This window comes from Posidoniimonas corsicana (assembly GCF_007859765.1).
GTDB lineage: Bacteria > Planctomycetota > Planctomycetia > Pirellulales > Lacipirellulaceae > Posidoniimonas > Posidoniimonas corsicana.
This window is the reverse complement of sequence record NZ_SIHJ01000002.1, coordinates 163569-179140: the sequence shown is the minus strand read 5'-3', so window position 1 is coordinate 179140 and position 15572 is coordinate 163569. Positions and strand designations below refer to the sequence as shown.

At 69.1% G+C, this 15572-nt stretch carries 12 protein-coding genes; all 12 read left to right on the top strand.

What is annotated here, in order from left to right:
• The first annotated feature begins 105 nt into the window (after nucleotides 1-105).
• The 12 genes from KOR34_RS16805 to KOR34_RS16750 all read left to right on the top strand — a co-directional run bounded on the left by KOR34_RS16805 (nucleotide 106) and on the right by KOR34_RS16750 (nucleotide 15430).
• Entirely contained in the window at nucleotides 106-1266 is a 1161-nt protein-coding gene (locus KOR34_RS16805) for a cytochrome c (RefSeq protein ID WP_197531509.1), read from the top strand.
• Nucleotides 1259-2269, top strand: a complete 1011-nt coding sequence (locus KOR34_RS16800; RefSeq protein WP_146566314.1) for a COX15/CtaA family protein — start codon at nucleotides 1259-1261, stop codon at nucleotides 2267-2269. Before KOR34_RS16805 ends, KOR34_RS16800 begins: the two co-directional genes overlap by 8 nt.
• 27 nt (nucleotides 2270-2296) lie before the next feature.
• Nucleotides 2297-3205, top strand: a complete 909-nt coding sequence (gene cyoE / locus KOR34_RS16795) for a heme o synthase (protein ID WP_146566312.1) — start codon at nucleotides 2297-2299, stop codon at nucleotides 3203-3205.
• An 87-nt stretch (nucleotides 3206-3292) separates the two neighbouring features.
• Nucleotides 3293-4270 carry an ABC transporter ATP-binding protein gene (locus KOR34_RS16790; RefSeq protein ID WP_146566310.1) on the top strand — a complete coding sequence of 326 codons (978 nt, stop codon included), beginning with the start codon at nucleotides 3293-3295 and terminating at the stop codon, nucleotides 4268-4270.
• Nucleotides 4271-4377: 107 nt separating this feature from the next.
• Nucleotides 4378-5151, top strand: a complete 774-nt coding sequence (locus KOR34_RS16785) for an ABC transporter permease (protein WP_146566308.1) — start codon at nucleotides 4378-4380, stop codon at nucleotides 5149-5151.
• Complete coding sequence (locus KOR34_RS16780) at nucleotides 5148-5666, top strand: DUF420 domain-containing protein (RefSeq protein WP_228714673.1); 519 nt, start codon at nucleotides 5148-5150, stop codon at nucleotides 5664-5666. Before KOR34_RS16785 ends, KOR34_RS16780 begins: the two co-directional genes overlap by 4 nt.
• A gap of 56 nt (nucleotides 5667-5722) precedes the next feature.
• The gene (locus KOR34_RS16775; RefSeq protein ID WP_146566306.1) at nucleotides 5723-8047 is read left to right on the top strand and encodes an outer membrane protein assembly factor BamB family protein; all 2325 of its coding nucleotides are present in this window, start codon (nucleotides 5723-5725) and stop codon (nucleotides 8045-8047) included.
• 64 nt (nucleotides 8048-8111) lie between these two features.
• Nucleotides 8112-9116: an AAA family ATPase gene (locus KOR34_RS16770; RefSeq protein ID WP_146566305.1), complete on the top strand. Its 1005-nt coding sequence runs from the start codon at nucleotides 8112-8114 to the stop codon at nucleotides 9114-9116.
• Between the two features lie 141 nt (nucleotides 9117-9257).
• Complete coding sequence (locus KOR34_RS16765; RefSeq protein WP_197531508.1) at nucleotides 9258-9671, top strand: DMP19 family protein; 414 nt, start codon at nucleotides 9258-9260, stop codon at nucleotides 9669-9671.
• A gap of 91 nt (nucleotides 9672-9762) precedes the next feature.
• Nucleotides 9763-10707 carry a DUF58 domain-containing protein gene (locus KOR34_RS16760; RefSeq protein WP_146566301.1) on the top strand — a complete coding sequence of 315 codons (945 nt, stop codon included), beginning with the start codon at nucleotides 9763-9765 and terminating at the stop codon, nucleotides 10705-10707.
• 182 nt (nucleotides 10708-10889) lie between these two features.
• Entirely contained in the window at nucleotides 10890-13136 is a 2247-nt protein-coding gene (locus tag KOR34_RS16755; protein ID WP_146566299.1) for a vWA domain-containing protein, read from the top strand.
• Entirely contained in the window at nucleotides 13133-15430 is a 2298-nt protein-coding gene (locus KOR34_RS16750; RefSeq protein ID WP_146566297.1) for a VWA domain-containing protein, read from the top strand. Before KOR34_RS16755 ends, KOR34_RS16750 begins: the two co-directional genes overlap by 4 nt.
• Nucleotides 15431-15572 lie beyond the last annotated feature (142 nt).

Below are 15572 nucleotides of genomic sequence, written 5' to 3'. Positions count from 1 at the left end.
CCCAGACTGCTGATGTCCTTGGTGGCTTGTTGCGCGCTCGGGGCGGGCTGCGGTGACGCCGACCGATTTACGGCAGACAAGCTTGTCCTTGCCGAGCAGCAGGTCGTGCCGACCCACGCGCAGCAGGTGTCCAATGTTCTGCACGAGGTGTTCGGCTCGCCAAGCGAACCCCGGGTTCCCGATCAGCTGGCGGATCTGCTCGACCTTTCGCAACTGCAGCAGGCGGCGGGCCGTGTGGCCTCCAACCGACCCGGACACACGCTCGGCCTGTACCGCCGGCACTGCGCGGTCTGCCACGGGTTGAGCGGCGACGGCCGCGGCCCGGCCGCGTTGTACGAGTCCCCCTACCCACGCGACTACCGCGCCGGAGTATTCAAGTTCAAGTCGACCTACCGCGGAGTCCCCCCGACCGACGCCGACCTCGCCGCGACGCTCCGCTTCGGACTGCCCGGCACCGCGATGCCCTCCTTCGAATTGCTGCCGCCCGAAGAGATCGGCGCGCTGGTCCAGTACATCAAGTACCTCGCGATCCGTGGCGAGCTCGAGCGGTCGCTGGTGCGGCATGTCGGAGAGGAGTTCGATTTCGACCCCGTAACCGGCGAGGCGAGCGACGAAACCCGCCTGGACTGGAGCGAAGAGGAAACCAGGGAGTTGGTGCTTGACGAGGTGCTGCCCCGCATCGCGCGCCGCTGGCGTGACGCGCCGGATTCGATCGTGCCGGTCGACGAGTCGTTGGCGGGCGCCGACCCACCGAGCGCCGCAGAGGTTGAAGCCGGCCGGCAGCTCTTCCACGACGCCCGCCGCGCCAACTGCGTGAAGTGCCACGGACAGAACGGCGCCGGCGGCGTCAACGTGGTGGACTTCAGCGACTGGGACAAGCGGACGCACGAATTCATCGCGCAGACAGATCGGCTTGCCGCGTCACGCGAGACGCTCACTAGCAGGATGGCGGGCACCGCGCCGGCACGGCGCGGCCTGCTGGAGAAGCAGCTGGCGGAACTCAACGCCGAGATCGGCCACCGCGAGCAGTTCCAGGACGCACTGCTGCCGCCCCGCGTCGCCGACCCGCGGCGGCTAGCGCCCGGGGCGCTGCGCGGCGTGAGATCGCGCGCCGACCTGTTCCGGATTATCTCGCAGGGCGTGGCGGGCACGCCAATGCCGGCCGTGGGCGCGACCGACCCGGGCGGCGTTGGCGCGTTGACCGATGAGGAGATCTGGCGGCTCGTTGCGTACGTGCAGAGTCTGACAGGCGGGATTCATGACTGACGCCAACGACAGCCCCAGACAGCAGGAGTCGCCCTGGCCGCGGCGGTGGGCGGTTGCGCTCTGCTGCTGCACGTTCCCACTGTTGTGGGTCGGCGGTCTGGTCACCTCCACCGACGCCGGCATGGCGGTGCCCGACTGGCCCACCACCTACGGCTACAACATGTTCGCCTACCCGTGGCAGACCTGGATGTTCGGCCCATGGGACCTGCTGGTCGAGCACGGTCATCGCCTGCTTGGTTCGCTGGTTGGGCTGCTTACGATTGGGCTCCTGGTCGCCGTTTGGCGCAGCGATAGCCGCCGCTGGCTGCGGTGGCTGACCGTCGGCGCTCTCGTGCTCGTCATCGCGCAAGGCGTGCTGGGCGGGATGCGGGTGATCTTGAACGAGCGGCAGCTCGCGATGCTGCACGGCTGCACCGGTCCGCTGTTTTTCGCGCTGGCCTGCGTGCTGCTGGCGGTCACCTCGCGGGCGTGGTTCTTGATCGGCAATGAGTCAAATGAGGGTGCGACAAATCGTCGCACCCCGGGCGGTCTGCTCGCGGCCACGGCCCTGTTTGCCTACCTGCAGCTGGTGCTCGGCGCCCAGTTGCGGCACGTCCCGGTGACGGTGGACCCGTGGGCGTTCGCGGCGATCGTCAAACTGCACCTTGTGATGGCGGCCGTGGTTTCGGGGCATGTCGTGGCGTCGGCGGTCCGGGCCTGGCAGGGCGAGGGTTGCCCCCGTGCGGTTCGTCGGCTGACCGCTGTGATGACCCTGGCGGTGGTCGTGCAGCTTTCGCTGGGCGTGGCGACCTGGCTTCTCAAGTACGGACGCCCAGGCTGGGCCTCGGCGTGGCTGCCGGATACCATGGGAGCAGTTGTCGCGGACGGCTGGGCGCAGACCCACATCGCGACCGCGCATAGCGCCGTCGGCTCGCTCATTCTGGGGCTGGCGGCGGCCGCCGCGGCGATCGCCATCCGCTCAACAGCCTCCCCCTCACCGACGTCCGCCGTAGCGGTGGACTGATCAACTCCGCAATCCGAGTCACGGCGCATGAGCACCGGCGCAACCACCTTGGCGATCCCCCGGTCACAGGTCACTTCACCGTCGCGGCTGCGTGACTTTGTGGAGCTGGCCAAGCCCCGCATCACGATCCTCGAGCTCGTGACCGCGGTGGCCGGCATGTACCTCGCGACCCACGCCCAGTGGTCGCCGCTGGTAGTCGGCGCGACGCTGCTGGGCGCCGGGCTGCTGGCGGCCAGCGCCAACTCGCTGAACATGTACCTCGAGCGTCGGCTCGACGCCAAGATGACCCGCACCGCCGACCGCCCGCTACCGGCCGGGCGGATGGCGCCGGCCGAGGCCGCCGTGTTCGGCGTCGCGACCGTGTCGATCGGCTTCACGCTGCTGGTGCTCGGCGTCAACTGGACCACCGCACTACTCGGCCTGGCGAGCTGGTTCCTCTACGTCGCCGTCTACACGCCGCTCAAGACCCGCACGCCCCTGAACACGTTTGTTGGCGCCATTAGCGGCGCGCTGCCGATCGTGATGGGCTGGACCGCCGGAGGCGGCGCCCTGGACGCCACAGCGCTCGGCCTGTTCCTGGTGCTGTTCCTCTGGCAGTACCCGCACTTCATGGCGATCGCCTGGCTCTGCAAGGACGACTACGCCGCGGCCGGCTACAAGATGGACACCGTAGTCGAGCCGACCGGCGCCCGCGCCGGCGCGCTCGCTGTGGCCGGCGGCGCGCTCTTGCTGCCGGCGGCGCTGCTCCCCGCGATCCGCACCGACTACTCGGCCCAGACCTACGCGGTGTTGGCTTCGCTGTTCACGCTGGCGTTTGTGGCGGCGGCGGCCGCGTTCCTCGTCCGCCGCAACGACCGCTCCGCCCGGCTGCTGCTGCGGGCCAGTTTGCTCTACTTGCCGGCTTGGATGGTCGTGCTGTGCCTGTTCGGATCGTAACCCCACAGGGTTGCGACTGACCATCGATCCGAAGGGACGCGTTGCACACCTTCTACACGCCGCCGCGTCCGCAGAACCCCGCCTGTTATGGATAGCCAATCGCCCGCGGTCCACGTCGCCGACCTCCGGTACCGTTACGGCGACCGCGAGGCGCTCCGCGGCCTTTCGCTCGACGTGGCGCCGGGTGAGCTGTTCGCCGTGCTCGGCCCCAACGGCAGCGGCAAGACGACGCTCTTCCGCCTGCTCTCCACCCTGGCGCCGATGCAGCAGGGCACGGTCAGCGTATTTGGGCACGACCTCCGCACCGAGGGCGACCGCGTCCGCGCCTCGCTCGGCGTGGTGTTCCAGGCGCCCAGCCTCGACAAGCACCTGTCGGTGATCGAGAACCTCCGGTGCCACGGGCTGCTGTACGGCCTCAGCGGCCTGACGCTCGCCCGCCGCTGCGAGGAGATGCTAGACCAGCTCGGCGTCCGCGATCGCACCAACGACAAAGTCGCCGACCTGTCGGGTGGGCTCCGCCGTCGTGTCGAGCTAGCCCAGGGCATGCTGCACAGCCCCCGGCTGCTGCTGCTGGACGAGCCCTCCACCGGTCTGGACCCCGCCGCCCGCAGCGACCTCTGGCGATACCTCGCCCAGGCCCGCGACGCGGAGGGCGTCACGGTGCTGACCACGACCCACCTGCTGGAAGAGGCCGACCGCGCCGACCGGATCGCCATCGTCCACGAGGGCCAGGTCGCCGCGCTCGACACGCCCGACGCGCTCAAGTCGCAGGTGGGCGGCGACTCGATCACGCTCCGCAGCGACAACCCCGACGAGCTGGCGGCGGCCATCACCGAGCGTTTTGCCACGCCCGCCAGCGTGGTGAACCACGCCGTCCGGCTCGAGCAGCCCGATGGAGCGGCCTGGGCGCCCAAGCTGTTCGATGCCTTCGGCGACCGCATCCGCGAGCTTACCATCGGCAAGCCAACGCTCGAGGACGTGTTTATCGACCGTACCGGGCACAGGTTCTTTGGAAGCGAGTCCGCGCCAGCCGACGAGGCGTCAAGCAAGAAACGCAAGCACTAGACAAGGACGATCGTTGCTTACGATGAGGCAACGCTGATCAGCGATGATTGACGCTAGCCAGTGTGCATCAGCGGCGAGTAGCGTTCTCAGAACCTAAGAGCATTGCCATGAGTTCAGCCACCGCCCCCGCCATCCCGGTCGTGTTCGCGCTCTCGCACCGCGAGCTGGTGCGGTTCTTCCGGCAGCGCAACCGCGTGATCGGTGCGTTCCTGCAGCCCATCATCTTCTGGCTGCTGTTCAGCGAGGGGCTGCGGTCCAGCAACCTGGGGTACGTGCACTTCTACCCCGGCACGCTGGCGATGATCCTGCTGTTCACCGCCATCTTCGCCACGATCTCGATCATCGAGGACCGCAACGAGGGGTTCTTGCAGGGCGTGCTCGTGGCGCCCGTGCCGCGGATGGCGATGGTGCTGGGCAAGGTGCTCGGCGGCTCGGCGATCGCGATGATCCAGGCGATCCTGTTCATGATCCTCGGCTGGATCACTTGCCCGGACGTCGCGCCCACGCCGGCGCAGGCGCTCCTCGCGACGCTGCTGATGGCGGTGATGAGCATCGCGCTGACTTCGCTGGGCTTCCTCATCGCGTGGCGGATGAATTCCAGCCAGGCGTACCACGCCATCATGAGCGTGTTCCTGTTCCCGATGTGGCTGCTGTCGGGCGCGTTCTTCCCCCAGGGAGAGGAGGGGCTGCTCGGCTGGATCGTGGCGATCAATCCTTTGACTTACGGCGTTGCCGGACTGAATCACTACCTGGTCACCCTGAGCAAGACCACCATCCCGCTGTGGCGCTGCTGGCTGGTGAGCGTGCTGTTCGCCGTGGTGATGCTGGGCCTCTGCTGGCGGGTTGCGGGGTCGCGCGCCAAGGGAGACTTTGTTTCGTGATCACCCACCTGCTCCTCGCCGCCGCCAGCCCGATTGTGCACGTCAACGCGGCGCTCAACTCGTTGGCCGCTGTGCTGCTGGTGCTAGGCTACGTGCTCATCAAGCAGCGGAAGGAAGTCGCGCACAAGCGGGTGATGCTGCTGGCGTTCGCGGTCTCCTCGGCGTTCCTCGTCTGCTACCTGTACTACCACTACCAGGTGCAGCACGTGAAGTTCACCGCCGAGGGCGTGGTGAGGTACGTGTACTACGGCATCCTGCTGTCGCACGTGCTGCTTGCGGTGACCGTGCCGTTCCTGGCGCTCGCCACGATCTACTTCGGCCACCGCGCCCTCGGATGCAACCAGCCCGCCAGCGACGACGGACCCTCGCCCGAGTCGCTCGAAGCGAGTGGTCGGTACCGGACCAAGCACCGCAGGCTTGCCCGGATTACCTTCCCTATCTGGCTGTACGTGTCGGTGACCGGCGTGGTGGTGTACGTGATGCTCTACCACCTGTGGCCGCCGGCGGGGCTGTAGCCCGCGGGCCGCTGCTTCTTTGTCACCTTGGCGGCTAGGCCGTATAATCACGGGCGATGCACGTCCCCCCGCCACCCGCCCAGCGCTGCGCCGCGTTCGCCCCGGTTTTGGCGCTCGTTCTGCACGCGGTCCTGGGCGCTGGCGCCGCGCGCGCCGCCCAGCCCGTGATCGAGGCGCCGTCCATCTCCAGCCGGACCGAGCGGCTGCTCGCACAGGCCGACGCGCTGCTCGAAGATGGCCAGTGGGAGGACGCCCTGGAGACCATCACGCTCGTGATGGACGACTCCGACGGGCAGCTCGTCCGCGTCGACGGGGGCCGCTACGTCCGGCTGCGGGACGCCTGCCAGGCCCGGCTCACCAGGATGCCACCCGAGCTCCTCGCGGAGCACCGCCGCCGCATCGACCCGGCCGCCGATCGGCTGCTGGAGGAGGGCCGCCGGGATCGCGACGTCGCGCCGCTGCAGCGCGTCATCGACGAGTACTTCGTGAGCTCGAGCACGCCGGCCGCCGCGCTGTTATTGTCCGACCTGGCCATCGAGCGGGGCGACTTCAACGCCGCGCGGGCGGCCCTCGCCCGCCTGCATCCGCTGCTAACGGACCCCGCCGGGCGGCCAATCGGGATCGCGCTGAACGGCGTCGACCTCCCATCGCACTGGGAGCAGATCGACCCGCTGCTGCGCGAGCCGCGGCAGACGCTCCCGCCAACCTACCCAGACGCCGAAGCCGAGCTCCCCGCCGCCTTAGCGCGGCTCGCGCTGATCTCGACCCTTGAGCTCGACCTTGACCGCGCCCGGGCCGAGGCGGCTCTGCTCCGCCAGGCGGCTCCCGAGGCGACCGGCCTGCTGGCCGGACAGACCGGGCCGTTCGTCGACCGACTTGCAATGCTGATCGAGGCCGCGGACCAGTGGCCACGCGGCGCCATGCCGGCCGGGGCGCCCACCTTCGCCGGCGACGCAACCCGCAGCGGGGCGGCTGCGCCACTGGGCGAGCTCGCCGGGCCGATCTGGCCGGAGCCGCACACCCTCACCCCGGTCACGCTGCCAGGCGAGGTGGCGACGCGCCGCAACGAGGTCGTGATTGTCGGCGGCCGCCGCGTTATCCGCACGGTGGAGCCGGAGGTCAGCCAGGACCCGCAGGCGTTGCCGGTCGTGTTTGGTCCCTGGGTGCTGGTCCGTGACGCGGGCGCCCTGTCCGCGCTGCAGCTCCGCGACGGAGCGGCCGGCGTAACCAAGGACGGGCTGTTGTACCAGGCGGCGGTCGGCGGCGGGGCCGTCTACCAGATGCAGGACATGCGGGTGCTCAACCTGATGCGTGCCCGCGGCCTCGCCGGAGCGCTGGTCACCCCGCTGGGCCCGTTGGAGGTGAGCCGCGGCGTGCTGTACGCACGCGTGGGGCGTAACCAGCCGCGTCGCACGGGGCGTGTGGTGCGCACCGCGGCCGACCCCCGTGTGCTGGGGTTCGGGTTGCTCAGCGAAGGCCTGCAGGTGGTCGAGTTCGAGGAGCCCGAAGAGCCGTGGCGGTTCAGTGGCCCTCCGTTAATCGGTGGGGGCCTAGCGTTCATCGCGCTGGACGCCAACGAGGTGCGGCCGCGCGTCGCGGTGGCGTGCTACTCGGTGGCCACCGGCAAGCAGGTCTGGATTACGCCGGTCTGCAGCGGCGCCCCGGCCGAAGACGCCGTGGGCGTGCGTCCGGCCGACGTGCTGACCAAGCAGGGCGACGCGATCTACTTCAACACGAACATGGGCGCGATCGCCGCGCTGGACGCGCGGAGCGGCCGGCTCGATTGGCTGGCCGAGTACCCCCGCCACGAGCTTGGCGAGTCGCCCCACCGGGCTGACGCCGCGCTGCTGGTGTCGCCCTGCATCGCCCACTGCGGCAGGCTGCTCGTCGCGCCGGTCGACTGCCCCTATGTCCTGGCGATCGACCAGGCGTCTGGCCGAGGCCTGTGGTCCGCCGAGCTGGTCGACCGCCGCGCCGAGTTGCTGGGCGTCAGGGGGCAGACGCTCGTTGCCGCGGGCGGGTTGCTTACCGGGCTCGACACCAACACGGGCGCGCGGCGGTACCAATGGCCCAGCAGCGACCGCTCTGGCATCCGCGGGATGGGCCGCGGCTGCCTGGCGGGTGGCGAGGTCTTCTGGCCCACCCGCTCGGCGATCTACGCCCGCGACGCCGAAACCGGCGCCGCGACCCGCACGCCGATCGACCTTAGCCCAATCGGCGCCGCCGGCGCTAATCTGACGCCTGCCCACGGGCTGCTGGTGGCCGCCGGACGCGAGAAGATGACCGTCTACGGTCCGCAGCCGGCGCCCCCGCCCGACCCGCCCAAGCAGTTTTCTGCCGTAACGCCTGCCGCCGGCGCAGCTTCCGACGCAAACGACTAGAATACCGGTACCCCTCGCGGCGCCGGCCGGCGCCAAGAACTCCAGCCAGCCAATCGAGGCGCCCATGCTCCCAGAGTCCGACATCGACGCGATCAATCAGCTCGGCGAGTCTTACCGCAAGCTCAAGAACGAGCTGGGCAAGGTGATCGTCGGCCAGCAGGAGGTGGTCGACCAGCTGCTGATCGCGTTGTTCGCCCGCGGCCACTGCCTGCTGGTGGGGGTGCCCGGCCTGGCCAAGACGCTCTTGATCCGCTCGCTCTCTGACGCGCTGTCGCTCGACTTCAACCGGGTGCAGTTCACGCCCGACCTGATGCCGGCCGACATCACCGGCACCGAGGTGATGCAGGAGGACCGCGCCACCGGCGAACGGGCGTTCAAGTTCGTGCCGGGGCCGATCTTCGCCAACATCGTGCTGGCCGACGAAATCAACCGCACCCCGCCCAAGACCCAGGCCGCGCTGCTCGAGGCGATGCAGGAGAAGCAGGTCACCGTGGGCGGCGAGCGGCGGGCGTTGCCCGACCCGTTCTTCGTGCTCGCCACGCAGAACCCGATCGAACAAGAGGGCACGTACCCGCTGCCCGAGGCCCAGCTCGACCGCTTCATGTTCATGGTGCAGGTCGACTACCCGGAAGCGGACGAGGAGCTGCAGATCGTCAAGCAGACCACCGCCGACTTCCAGACCAGCATCGAGGCCACGCTGTCGGCCGACCAGATCGCCGCGATGAGCCACTTGGTGCGGCGGATGCCGATCGCCGACCACCTGGCGATGTACGCGATCAACCTGGTGCGGCAGACCCGCGTACGCAAGGGCGGCGTGCCGGAGATCGTCGACAAGTACGTCAGCTGGGGCGCCGGCCCGCGGGCGAGCCAGTTTCTGGTGCTCGCCGCCAAGGCCCGCGCCGCCCTGGCCGGCCGCCACTGTGTCGAGGCCGACGACCTCAAGGCGGTCGCCGCCCCGGTGCTGCGGCACCGCATTGTCACCAACTTCAACGCCGAAGCCGACGGGGTCACCGCCGACGACGTCGTGGCGGCGCTCTTGGAGAAGACAGCGATCGAGGCCGCGGCGTAGGCGAGTAATAGCCGGCGAGCTACGCCTCGGCGGGGTGTGTTCAAATACACAGCACAAGTGAGTGCTATGAGGATGCATCAGGTACTGTTGGCATTGTATTTGACCGCTATGGGCTGCAGTGGTAGGGAAGTCGAAGAGCAGATGAATTGGTACGACGTGTGTGACAAGTGGTCGAGCGAAGGCTACGATTCCCTCTCGGCCCCTCAGCAAGTCTGGGTAAATACTCGCGGGTTCATCGACGCAGTGGACAATGGTGGGCTGGTGAGCTTCTTTTACAACTCACAAGCAGACCGCTACGAAGACACCGTTTTTGCCTTAGCAGATCTGGAAGCCGCCGAAGCACTTGATGTGCTTGAGACCTTCGGCGCATTCTTCGGTGATGAAGTACCTGACGACATGGTTGAGCGGAACGAGATCATTAACTCCTGGGCGAGCGATAGTCCTCAGAGTCGAGCATGTGAAAGTGTGGACACGATTCTGAGACCGTACATCGAACCTCTTGAACAGAAGTTGGAAGCATACGTCATCGAGCAGGGTTTTGATCCAGAGTACTAGTCTCCTAAGCAATGAATGACGGTCTTGCTCGGGCAGCACATCCCCCGCCGAGGCGTAGCTCGCCGGCTACTTTCCTGAACTCCTTCACTGAATGCCCACTACCCCCACCTCAAAACGTTTCCTCGACCCCGCGGTCTTGGCCAAGCTCAAGGGGCTGCGGCTGCGCGCGGAGCATATTGTTGAGGGGTACGTGGCCGGCCTGCACCGCAGCCCGTTCCAGGGGTTCAGCATCGAGTTCGCCGAGCACCGCGAGTACGCGCCCGGCGACGACCTGCGGTTTGTCGACTGGAAGGTGTTCGGCAAGACCGACCGGGTGTACCTCAAGCAGTACGAGGAAGAGACCAACCTCATCGCGTACCTCGTGCTCGACCAGTCGGAGAGCATGACCTACCAGAGCGGCGCAGGCGAGAGCCGGGGGCGTAAGCCCTCGGAGGGCGCCCCGATGTCCAAGCTTGAGTACGCCCAGACAGCCGCCGCCGCGCTGGCGTACCTGGTGCTGCACCAGCAGGACGCGGTGGGGCTTGCTACGTTCGACGACCGCGTGCGGCGGGTGATGCGGCCCAGCAGCAGCCCGGCGACCCTGAACCAGTTGCTGGCCGAGATGGAGCGAGTTGACGCCCGCGAGAAGACCGCCACCGGCCCCATCTTCCACGACCTGGCCGAGCGGCTCAGCCGCCGCGGGGTGGTGTTTGTGTTCAGCGACCTGTTCGACGATGTCGACAGCATGCTGGCCGGGCTGAAGCACTTCCGCCACCGCCGGCACGACGTGATCGTGTGCCACGTGCTCGACCCGGCCGAGCTGGAGTTCCCGTTCGACCAGCCCACGCTGTTCAAGGGCCTCGAGCAGGCGGGCGACATCCTGGCCGACCCGGCCCGCCTGCGCGAGGCCTACAAGACCGAGTTCGACGCGTTCACCACCGCGGTCGCCACCGGCTGCCGCAGTCAGGGCGCCGACTACCTGCAACTCAGAACCGACCAACCGCTCGACGCGGTGCTGCACCGCTTCCTCGCCGCGCGGCAGCAACGCGTGCGGTGAGGTTGGGCCTACTTAACAACGACAACAATGACGATCACGCAGAGCCGCAGAGTCGCAGAGAAGAACGAGTGTTATCCTCACTCTGCGCCTCTGCGGCTCTGCGTGACACCTTCTGCTGCAAGCACGCAGACTAAGGCTGCGCGCAACGATAGGATCGACCGTCCTTCGAGGGGGCGATTGCATTGAATCACCTCCCACTAGCCTTCGGCTTCGCCAACCTTGCCATCCTCGGGTGGCTCGGGGCGGCGGCTGCGCCGATCCTGATCCACCTGTGGATGAAGCGGGTCAGGAAGGAGACCCGCTGGGCCGCCGTGCGGTTCCTGCAGGCGGCAATCAAGCGGCACGCGCGGCGGTTGCAGCTGCAGCAGTGGATCCTGCTGGCGATCCGCACCGCGATCATCCTGCTCGTGGTGCTGGCCGCGGCCAAGCCGACCCTCGACTCGCTCGGGCTGGTCGGGCCGGGCGTACGGACTCACCGGCTGCTGGTGCTGGACGCGTCGCTGTCGATGGGGCTCGAAACCGACGACGGCCGGCTGATCACCCACGCCAAGCGGCTCGCCGAGCGGCTTATCGACCAGTCCCGCCCGGGCGATGTGTACTCGGTCTGCACGCTCGCCGCGCCGCCCCGCGCGGTGCTCGCCCAGCCAACGTCCGACAGCTCGCGGGCGAAGCAGTCCGTGCAGCAAGTCAAGCTCACCGAGGGGACCGCCGACCTGGGACGCGGCCTGACGCTGGTGCGCCAGCTGCTGACCAACGCCGAGGCCGCCGCCACGAAGGTCGACCGGCACGAGGTGACCTTCTTCACCGACCTGACCGCGACCACCTGGGGTCCGCTGACCGGCGACACGCCGCCCGATGGCGTCGACGCTAGCGACTCCGCCGAAGCGGCCAAGCTGTATTCGCAGCTCGTCGAAGACGCCGTGCTGACGGTTGTCGACGTCGGGCAGCCCGACGCGGGCAACGCCGCGGTGGTGGGGATCGCGATCGAGTCCGCCACACCAACCACACAGCAGCCGCTGGCCATCCGCGCCAGGGTGGCCCGATTCGGCGAAGCCGACGCCGATGCAGACGCGCTGGTCGACCTGGTGGTCGATGGCGTGACGGTCGCCTCGGCGCCGGCGCGGTTCGGCCCGGACGAAACGGCGAGCGTCTCGTTCACGCACCCAATCCGTCTGCCGGGGCTGCACACGCTCTCGGTGCGGGTGGCGGAGGACCGGCTGGTGGCCGACAACCAGCGGTGGCTGGCCTGCCAGGTCGACGAGCACGTGCGGGTGCTGTGCGTCGAGGGCCGTCGCGGCGCCGCGATGTATGTCGCAGGGGCGTTGAACCCCTCCGGCCAAGCCGACGCGGCGATCCAGCCGGAGGTGGTGTCGGACGCCGAGCTCGCCTCGATCGACCTTAACGACTTCCGCTGCGTGTTCTTCTGCAACGTGGCCCAGCTCTCACGCAGCGAGGCGGACCGGGTCGCCAGCTACGTGCGCGGCGGCGGCGGGGCCGTGTTCTTCCTGGGCGACCGCGTCGACCCCGACCGCTACAACGACCTCCTCGGGCCTTCCGAATCCGCCGGGCGGTCGCTGACGCCGGTGCTGTTCCAGCCGGGGCAAGAGGACAACGGCGGCCTGCTGCCGGCCGAGATCGGCGCCCCGGTCTCCTCGCCGCAGTTCCGGCTCGATCCGCTGGAGTACGCCCACCCCATCGTGGCGCCCTTCCGCGGCCGCGAGCGCGCCGGGCTGATCACCACGCCGATCTCACGCTACTACCAACTAGTCTTGCCGGAGCAGACTTCGTCGCAGACCGCGCTCGCCACCCCCTCGGGCGACCCCTTGGTCGTCAGCTCTGAGCATGGGCGGGGCAGGGTGGTGCTGGTCGCGACCGACGGGTCGCTCACGTCGGTCGACCCCGCGACCGGCGAGCCGTGGACCGTTATGCCGGCGTGGCCGAGCTTCCTCCCGATTGTCCGCGAGCTGCTCAGCTTCGCGTCCGCCGGCGGGGGTGGGCCGCCGAGCGTCACGGTCGGCCAGCCGATCAGCGGCGCCGCGCCCGAGTGGGCCGCCGGCGGCGAGCTGACCATCCTCCGCCCCGACGGCGAGGAAGAATCCACGCTGGTCCACTCGGGCGGCGGCGAGGCGACCTGGGCCTACGACCGCACCAACCGGGCCGGCGTGTACCGGGTTGAGTCGCCCGACCGGCCCGCCCCGGTCGGCGCGGCCGCCGTGAACCCGGACCCGCGCGAAAGTAACCTGACGCGGGTGTCGACCGCGTCGCTGCCGGCCGAACTGCGGCTGCGCAATACCCCGGCCGCCGCCACCGGCGCCAGCGCCGACCTTGCGCCGGCGACCGGGGTGCACCGCGGGCTGCTGATGGCCGCGCTGTTGCTGGTCCTGCTCGAGACCTTCCTCGCGTACTGGTTCGGGAGGTCGGCGGCATGACCCAACGCCTTCCGGCATTCATCGCTCAGGTTGCGCCGGTCGAAACCGACGCGGTCTGGCGGCTGCAGACGCACTGGACGTTCGCCCCGTGGCTGACGGTGGTGCTCATCTCGTCGGCGGCTGCGCTGGTGATCTACTGCTACGCCCGCGAGCGGACGCCGGCCGGCGCGTGGTACCGCTCCCTCCTGGGGCTGCTGCGGCTGGCGACCATCGCGATGATCCTAGTGATGCTTAGCGAGCTGCTGTTGGCCGGCACGCGGTCGGGACGGCCACGCTTCGGCTGGATCTTCGACCTCTCGGGGAGCATGTCGGTCACGGATTCGCTCAGCCAGGCGGACGCGCCGTCGCGGCTGGACAAGGTCAAGCAGAAGCTCCTGGAGGACGACGCGGCGATCGTCCGCGGCGTGGGCGGGCAGTACGACATGGACGCCCTGACCCTCGGCGCGACGCAGCAGCCGCTGGCGTCCGCCGCCGACCAGCTGCCCGACGCCATCGAGACCCTCCGCGCCGACCCGGACGCGATGACCCGGCTGGGCGACGCCGTGCAGAGCATGGTCGAGCGTTCGGCCGGCCCCGCGCCGCAGGCGGTGGTGGTCTGGACCGACGGCCGCAACACCGCCGGGCGGTCGTTGTCGGCCGCCGCCGACGCCGCCCGCCGGGCCGGCACGCAGCTGTTCTTCATCGGCGTTGGCGCCGAAGAGAGCCCGCCCGACATCGTGCTGTCCGACCCGCTGGCCGATGAGGTGGTGTTCGTCGACGACATCCTCTCGCTCGGCGCCACCCTGCGCGTGAAGGGCGACCTCAAGACGCCCGTTCGGCTCACGCTGCGTCAGGAGGGCGAGTCCACGCCGCTCGCCGAACAGACGCTCAATCCGTCCACCGACGCGGCCACGCCGGTGCAGCTGCTGCACCGGCCGACCGAGCCCGGCGACTACCGCTACGTGATCGAGGCAGCGCCGGTCGAGGGCGAACGGGACGCCGACAACAACCGCGTCGCGTTCGACGTGCAGGTCCGCAAGGCTCACGTGCGGGTGCTGCTGGCGGCGGGCTACCCGATGTACGAGTTCCGCTACCTCAAGAGCCTGCTGGGCCGCGACACGACCGTCGCGCTGCAGACCTACCTGCAAGAGTCGGACCTGCAGTACGCCACGAGCGACCAGACGGCCATCCAGCGGTTCCCCCTCCGCCGCCGCGACCTCGACCAGTACGACGTGGTCGTGCTGCTGGATGTCGACCCGCAGCTGCTGCCACGCTCGGTCTGGAGCGAGCTGGCGGGGTTCGTCAGCGAGGACGGCGGCGGGCTGGTGATGGTGGCCGGCACGCGCTACCTGCCGTGGGCGTACCGCCGGTACGAAGACTTCCAATCGCTATCGCCGACCCGGCTCGATACGGCGCCGCTGGCCAGTCGCACGCCGCCGGACCAGTACCTACTGCGGCCCACGCCGCTCGGGATGCAGAGCTCCTCGTTCCAGCTCGGCGACAACCCACGCGACAGCCAGTCCATCTGGCGGCGGCTCACGGCCCTCAACTGGGCCGCCGACCTGGGCGAGCCCAAGCCCGCCGCGCAGGTGCTGGCCGTGCACCCTAGCCGCACCACGGCCGAGGGCCGGCCGCTGCCGCTGGTCGCGACCCAGTATTTCGGCGCTGGTCAGGTGCTGATGCACGGCTTCGACAGCAGCTACCTATGGCGCAAACGCGTCGGCGACGTCTACTTCGCCCGCTATTGGGTGCAGACGCTCCGCCGTCTGGCCCACGGGCGGCTCAAACGCGACGACCGCGGCTGGGAGCTGGCGGTCGAACGGGGCGAGTACGAGCGTGGCGAGCCGGTCCGCGTGCGGCTCCGCACCCCCGACGGTGGGGTTCGCGAGGCCGCCGTGCTGCTGCAGCCCGAAAGCGGCCCGCAGCAGCGTGTCGAGCTGAGCCCCTCCGCGGTGCGGCCGGGCGTGCTCGAAACCGACCTCGAGGACCTTCCCGCCGGGCGGTACCGCGTGCTGCTGGCGGGCGCCGACAGCGAGTCGGTCAGCGCGACCTTCGAGGTGGTGAACCCGCCCGGAGAGTTTGCCCAGCTTGAAATGAACGCGGCCGGCATGCGGGCCGCGGCCGAGCGTACCGGCGGGGCGTTCTACCGTCTGGACGAGGCTCAGGAGCTGCTCGCCAACCTGCCAGAGGCCCAGCGGGTGCCGATTGAATCGCTCCCCCCGATCGAGCTGTGGAACCGCTGGTGGATGCTCGCCGGCATCTGCGGCTGCCTGTGCGCCGAGTGGATTCTGCGAAAACGCAAGGCAATGCTATAACCGACGGAGAGAATCAGGGTTCAATGCATCGGCAAGCTCTCTCCCATTCGGATGAGGGAGTCCAACTCGAGCAAGGCGGAGCCGCAACGCTTCGTAATCAAACACCAGCCGCCAAGCACTAGCCACCAGCCACCAGCCACTA